Here is a 5,921-nt window from a genome sequence, read left to right as displayed (position 1 = left end):
GGACTCGAGGCGCCGCCCGGCGGCCATCAGCGCCGCCGCCAGCCGGCTGCGCAGCTCGGACTCCGGCTCGGCCGCCTGGGTCCGCAGGGCGTTCTTGGCCTCCCCCCACAGCGACGAGGACCACTCGCGGAGCTCGGCGTGGTTGAGCACGTCCCGCTTGAGCTGCTCCCCCCGCTCCCGCAGCTCGGGAGATGTCTCCAGCCGGTCGGACAGCCCGGAGATCCACTCCTCGAACTGGCGCCGGGCGTCGTCGGTGGGATCGGCGGCCACCTCGGCCAGCCACCGGCGCAGCCGGCTGTGGAGCCGGTCGAACACCAGGTTGTCGACCGCGTCCGGCACCCAGCGCGGCGACTCGGCCTGGAAGCGGTCCCGCAGCGCCATGTAGTTGTCGGCGAGGTAGCGGTCGGCGCCCCGCACGATTGCCTCGAACAGCTCCCCGTGGCGGTCGCCCGCGGTCACGGCCCGCAGGCCGCGTCCGGCCAGCGGCGCCACCTCGACGGAGTCGACGGCCCGGACCAGCTGGTCGGCCAGCACCCGGTGCACCTCGTCCTCACGCATCAGCTCGGCCACCTCGACGACCGCGTCGGCCGCATGCCCGGCAAAGCGGCCGGCGTTGTCGGCGTCGGCCAGCCATGCCCCGAGGCGGGGCACCAACCCGGCGGTGCGGATCCGCTCGGCCAGGACGTCGGCGTTGAGGAAGTTCTCCTGGACGAAGCGGCCCAGGGTCTCGGCGAACTGGTCCTTGCGCTCGACGATCACCGCCGTGTGGGGGATCGGAAGCCCCAACGGGTGCCGGAACACCGCCGTGACCGCGAACCAGTCGGCCACCCCCCCGACCATGGCCGCCTCGGCGCCGGCCTGCACGTAGCCGAGCAGGGTGCCGTGGGCCCCCGCCACCGTGACGCCCACGAACACGGCGGTGACCGCGACCAGCAGGGCGGTGGCCCGCCGGCGGGCCCACACCAGCTCCCGCACCCGCGGACCGTCGGCCGCGGTCGCGAAGCGGGAGACGGAGGACGGGGGCACGCCGGGCTTGTCTACCCGCCGGCGGCGGGTTGGCTCAGATGTAGTCGAGGCGGCGGCGCCCGCCGTGCCACCCGCAGCGTCCGTGGTTGCGCTTGCACCAGATGAACCCGAAGATCAGCATCGGGATCCAGAAGTTGGTGATCACCACCACGGCCAGCATCACCGCCAGCACGGCCAGTGCCGCCCGCACCACCTGGCGGGGAAGGCCGGAAGGCCACCACCCACCCCGTCGGGCCCGGGCCGGGCCGGGCGCCGGGCGGGCGCTGGGCCGGGGGGCGCGGGGAAGGTCGGAGAGCAGGCGGTCCAGCTCGTCGACGTAGCGGGCCGAGAAGGCGGCGTCCAGGCGCTCCTCGAACTCCAGCAGGGTCAGGTAGCCCTCGGACGTGGCCAGCCGGAGGGCGGCCACGGCCTCCTCCCGGTCCCGATCCGACGCCCGCATCCTCCGGGGTCCCGTTCCGCCTGGTCCGACAGCCATCCCCCACAACGTATTCCTCCGGGCGGAGCCACCACATCGTCCCGGTGGAGGAAATCCTCCTACTCCTGGGGTACTACACCGTGCCCGGGCGCCGGTAGGCGGCTCCTCGTGCCCGGGGCGTCGTGGTGTGAACTGTGTCACGCTGGCTGCGGGTAGTGGCGCGGTGATGCCGGGCAGGAGCAACAGGCCGGGAGGGAACAGATGGCACGAGGCGTCCCCAAGGCGGTCATCGACATGCTCCGCGCCGTGCCGCTGCTCTCCGCCTGCAGCACCCGGGAGCTGCGCGACGTCGCCAACCTCGGGACGCAGCTTCCCGTGGACGACGGCCGGGTGCTGATCAAGCAGGGCCAGCCCGGTCGCGAGTTCTTCCTCCTCACGTCGGGCAAGGCCCGGTGTCAGGTGGACGGGGTGGAGGTGGCCCAGTTCGGCCCCGGTGACTTCTTCGGGGAGATGGCCCTGCTCGAGCGGGGCCCCCGCCAGGCGACCGTCGTGGCCGAGGGCCCCGCCGACGTCCTGGTCCTGGACGGCCGGGAGTTCGACCGCCTCCTGGACGCCTCGCCGTCGATAGCCCGCAAGCTGCTCAAGGCGGTCGCCGAGCGCGAGCGGGCCAACGCCACGATCCACAGCTGATCGGCGCGGGGCGGGGCTCCGCCATACTGAGCCGGTGAGCGAGGCGGTCGAGCTTCCGGGCTCCGGTGGGGTCCGGCTGCGCGCCGACGTGTCCGGCCCGGCGGAGGGCAGGCCGGTCGTGCTGCTGCACGGCGGCGGCCAGACCCGCCACTCCTGGGGATCCACGGTGCGGCTGCTGGGCCAGCGCGGGTGGCGGGCGGTGGCCGTGGATCTTCGCGGCCACGGGGAGAGCGACTGGGCGCCGGACGGCGACTACCGGCTCGACGCCTTCGCCGCCGACATCCGCTCGCTGGCCGCCACACTGGACGCACCCCCCGTTCTGGTCGGCGCGTCGCTCGGCGGGATGGCGTCGCTCGTGGCGGTGGCCGAGGCGCCGGCGCCGGTGGCTTCCGGTCTGGTACTGGTCGACGTGGCGCCGCGCATCGAGTCGGCGGGCGCCGAGCGGATCGGGGACTTCATGCGCGAGCACATGGAGAGCGGCTTCGCGACCCTCGAGGAGGCCGCCGACGCCGTGGCCGCCTACAACCCCCACCGCCCGCGGCCCCGCGACCTGACCGGCCTGCAGAAGAACCTGCGCCGGCGCCCCGACGGGCGTTGGGTGTGGCACTGGGACCCCCGGTTCATCAGCGGGGAGGGCGGCTCCCCCGACGAGACCCGGGCCTCGATCATGGATCCCGATCGCCTCGAGGCGGCGGCCCGGGGGCTGAACCTGCCCGTCCTGCTGGTGCGGGGGCGGATCAGCGACCTGCTCAGCGAGGAGGGAGCCCGACGGTTCCTGGACGCGGTGCCCCACGCCGAGTTCGCCGATGTGGCCGGGGCCGGGCACATGGTGGCGGGGGACCGGAACGACCTCTTCAACGACGCCATCCTCTCGTTCCTCGATCGCCTGGCGGCTGCGCCCTCGGGCCCCGACGCTTAGAGTTGGCGCATGGCCAACACCCTCGGGAAGCGCTACGTCTGCGCCGAATGTGACGCCCAACTCCTGGTGACCAGGGCCGGGGACGGGGCTCTCGAGTGCCACGGCCAGACCATGACCGTGCAGGCGCCCAAGCCTCTGCCGTCCTCGGACTGACCCCGGCCGCCGCCTCTCAGCGGTCGATCCGGGCCAGCACCTCGGCGCCGTAGCGGGCCAGCCCGTCGCGCGCCGCCGCGACGCTCGACTGGTCGAGGGGCGCCGATGTCCACGTCACCCCCATGGCCGCCAGCCGGCCGATGGCGTCGATGTGCTCCTCGGCACCGGCGTCGCGGCCGGGCCGCTCGGCCCCCCCGGTGGCGATGATGTCCACCTCGTCGCGGCTCCGGCCGGCGGCGTCGATGCGGTCCCACAGGTCCCGGATCATCTCGGCCAGCTCGGACTCCGACGTGATCGGCGCCGTCCGGGCGGTCCGGAACAGCACGGCACCGCCCTGCAGGGGCGCCCAGCCCTGGGCCCAACGGGCCACTCGGTCCCTGACGACGGTGGCGTTGCCGCCGATCCACAGCGGTGGGTGGGGTTGCTGGACGGGGACCGGCTTGATGGTCTGGCCCCGGGCCGTGAAGTGGCGGCCCTCGAAGCTGAAGCTGTCGGTCGACCAGATCCCCCTCAGCACCTCGGCCGATTCGTCGAACAGCTCGTTGCGCTCGTCGAATTCGACCCCCAGAGCGGCGAACTCCGACCGGAGGTACCCGGTCCCCAGCACGAAGGTGGCCCGCCCGCCCGACACCACATCGAGAGACGTCATCGACTTGGCCAGGAGCAGGGGGTTCCGGTAGGGGACGACCGTGAGGTAGGTCATCAGTCGCAGCCGCTGCGTGGCCGCAGCCATGTAGGCCAGGCCCACGAACGGGTCGAGGGTCTCGTGGCCCCCTCCCTCGAGCCACTTCTTGGAGGGAGCGGGGTGATCGGTGAGGGCTATGGCGTCGACTCCGGCGGCCTCGGCGTCGCGGGCGAGCTGCGCCATGCTCTCGGGCCGGACCCACGCCCCTCCGTCCCGGTCGCTGAGCAACGGGTAGTCGATCATGAACTTCATCTGTCGGGAACCTCCGCTCTCAGCTGATCAGCGTCCATCCGCCGCCGGGCCGGCGTGACCATCCGCCACCGGCGCGGGTCCCGCCGTCCACGCTCACCGTCTCCCCGGTGACATAGCTGGACATCTGCGAGCACAGCCACACCACCGCCGCCGCGCACTCCTCGACCAGCCCCTTGCGGCCGACGGGGATCAGCCGGGCCGAGCGGTCGACGTCCTCGGGGCTCTCCTCCGGCCATGTGGCCGGGTCGACGGGCCCGGCTCTGTTCCCCCGCAGGCCCGGCGTGATGGTCTGGTCGGGAGCTATGCAGTTCACCCGGATGCCGTGGGCGCCGAGCTCCAGGGCCATGGTCTGGGTGAAGTTCACCATGCCCGCCTTGCACGCGGCGTACACCGCGTACTCGGGCGCGGCCCGGAAGCCCTCGATACTGCTCACGTTCACGATGGCGCCACCCCGACCGCCTGCGATCATCAGGTTGGCCGCCTCCTGGGTCGCGACGAGCATGCTCACGAGGTTGATCTCCACGTGGCGGCGCATGCTGGCCTCGGGCATGGTCAGGAACGACCCTCCCCTCACACCTCCGGCGTTGTTCACGAGGATGTCCACGCTCCCGAAGGCCTCGTGGGTGCGGCGGACGGCCCCCCGCAGCTGCGCCGAGTCCATGACGTCGGTGGGCAGGCCGAGGGCCCGCCCCCCCGACCTCGTGATGGCGGCCGCCGTGGCCTCACACCGCTCGGGGATCACGTCGAGCACGGCCACCTTGGCCCCGAAGCGGGCCAACGCCAGCGCCGCGCCCTGGCCGATCCCTCCGCCCCCGCCGGTGACCACCGCGGTCCGGCCCGTCACCAGGATGTCGTCCGGAGCCAGACGCGGGTTCTCGACGTCGGCGGCCCGCCGCGCCAGCTCGGCCGGGTCCATCACCGGCCCGGCTCCAACGCCCGGGCGGCCGCATCCATCCCCGCCAGCCACGAGTCGAGGTCGCCGCGGTCGGGGGCCACGAGCACGTGCTGGATGCCCGCCTCCTCGTACGCGTCCCGCGCCGATCGCATCTCGGCGTCGGTCGTCCGGCCGGGAGTCCAGTCGACGCGCAGCGAGACGGTGAAGCCCTTCTCGGGGCGCGAGGCGCGCACCCGCTCGACGAGGGCGCGCGCGTCCGCGGGTGCCACCCGGATGCCGTGATACCCGTCGCCGCGCCCGAACGCCCGGGCGTAGGCGGCGTCGCTCGTGCCCCCGACCCAGATCGGCACCTCGTGGGCGGGCTTGGGCAGGAGACGGATGTCGGCGAAGGGGTAGTACCGGCCCCGGTGGGTGGCGGGGTCGTCGCGCCACGCCGTGCGCAGAAGGTCGATGATCTCGTCCAGCCGGGCCCCGCGGTGGTGGAAGGGGGCGTGCAGGGCCTCGAACTCGGCCTGGGACCAGCCGATGCCGAGACCGACGGTCAGGCGCCCGCCGCTCATGTTGTCGAGCGAGGCCAGGGTGTTGGCCAGCGCCAGCGGGCTCGGATACTGCGGGCCGACCAGCACGCTCGTCCCGAGCCCGACCCGCGTCGTGGCGGCGGCGGCGTACGTCAGGCACACCAACGGGTCGTACAGGTACGGGGCGGGGTAGGGCTGGCCACTCGGGATCACCAGGTGGTCGCTCACCCACACGTCGTCGAACCCGAGCTCCTCGGCGTGCCGGGCCGCCCGTTCGACGCCCCCGGTGACGGCGGCCCGGCCGAACTGGGGAAGGTGGTAGCCGTAGCGCACGGGGCGGGATAGTACGGTCCCCGGCCTGGGACCAG

General features: G+C 73.6%; 8 protein-coding genes. 3 read left to right on the top strand and 5 right to left on the bottom strand.

Going from position 1 to position 5,921, the window contains the following annotated elements; translation table 11 throughout:
- The coding region (locus VFW24_18820) for a DUF445 domain-containing protein (GenBank protein ID HEX5268826.1) at positions 1-1,026 on the bottom strand (1,026 nt) is incomplete at its 3' end.
- Positions 1,027-1,060: 34 nt separating this feature from the next.
- Entirely contained in the window at positions 1,061-1,501 is a 441-nt protein-coding gene (locus VFW24_18815) for a DUF1707 domain-containing protein (protein ID HEX5268825.1), read from the bottom strand.
- Between the two features lie 201 nt (positions 1,502-1,702).
- Between VFW24_18815 and VFW24_18810 the strand changes: the two genes are divergently transcribed.
- The 3 genes from VFW24_18810 to VFW24_18800 are packed head-to-tail and all read left to right on the top strand — an operon-like array spanning position 1,703 to position 3,203.
- Positions 1,703-2,131, top strand: a complete 429-nt coding sequence (locus VFW24_18810; protein HEX5268824.1) for a cyclic nucleotide-binding domain-containing protein — start codon at positions 1,703-1,705, stop codon at positions 2,129-2,131.
- A 34-nt stretch (positions 2,132-2,165) separates the two neighbouring features.
- The gene (locus tag VFW24_18805) at positions 2,166-3,050 is read left to right on the top strand and encodes an alpha/beta hydrolase (protein ID HEX5268823.1); all 885 of its coding nucleotides are present in this window, start codon (positions 2,166-2,168) and stop codon (positions 3,048-3,050) included.
- A 9-nt stretch (positions 3,051-3,059) separates the two neighbouring features.
- A complete protein-coding gene (locus VFW24_18800; protein ID HEX5268822.1) occupies positions 3,060-3,203 on the top strand; it encodes a hypothetical protein in 144 nt (47 codons plus the stop codon).
- Positions 3,204-3,219: 16 nt separating this feature from the next.
- On the opposite strand, the gene VFW24_18795 is transcribed toward VFW24_18800, so the two are convergent.
- Genes VFW24_18795 through VFW24_18785 form a run of 3 tightly spaced genes read right to left on the bottom strand, consistent with a single transcriptional unit; the run spans position 3,220 to position 5,886 of the window.
- Positions 3,220-4,140: a TIGR03619 family F420-dependent LLM class oxidoreductase gene (locus tag VFW24_18795; protein ID HEX5268821.1), complete on the bottom strand. Its 921-nt coding sequence runs from the start codon at positions 4,138-4,140 to the stop codon at positions 3,220-3,222.
- A 19-nt stretch (positions 4,141-4,159) separates the two neighbouring features.
- Complete coding sequence (locus tag VFW24_18790; protein ID HEX5268820.1) at positions 4,160-5,056, bottom strand: glucose 1-dehydrogenase; 897 nt, start codon at positions 5,054-5,056, stop codon at positions 4,160-4,162.
- Positions 5,056-5,886, bottom strand: coding sequence for a TIGR03619 family F420-dependent LLM class oxidoreductase (locus VFW24_18785; protein HEX5268819.1), 831 nt, complete (start codon positions 5,884-5,886; stop codon positions 5,056-5,058). Before VFW24_18785 ends, VFW24_18790 begins: the two co-directional genes overlap by 1 nt.
- Positions 5,887-5,921: the final 35 nt, after the last annotated feature.

Source organism: Acidimicrobiales bacterium (assembly GCA_036273495.1).
In the GTDB taxonomy this organism is placed as follows: Bacteria; Actinomycetota; Acidimicrobiia; order Acidimicrobiales; family JAJPHE01; genus DASSEU01.
Note: the sequence above shows the minus strand (reverse complement) of the source record. Positions and strands in the feature narration are given on the sequence as shown.

Coding starts and splice junctions, on each gene's coding strand:
- VFW24_18815 (HEX5268825.1), bottom strand. CDS start 1,501: ATGGCTGTCGGACCAGGCGGAACGGGACCCCGGAGGATGCGGGCGTCG.
- VFW24_18810 (HEX5268824.1), top strand. CDS start 1,703: ATGGCACGAGGCGTCCCCAAGGCGGTCATCGACATGCTCCGCGCCGTG.
- VFW24_18800 (HEX5268822.1), top strand. CDS start 3,060: ATGGCCAACACCCTCGGGAAGCGCTACGTCTGCGCCGAATGTGACGCC.
- VFW24_18795 (HEX5268821.1), bottom strand. CDS start 4,140: ATGAAGTTCATGATCGACTACCCGTTGCTCAGCGACCGGGACGGAGGG.
- VFW24_18790 (HEX5268820.1), bottom strand. CDS start 5,056: ATGGACCCGGCCGAGCTGGCGCGGCGGGCCGCCGACGTCGAGAACCCG.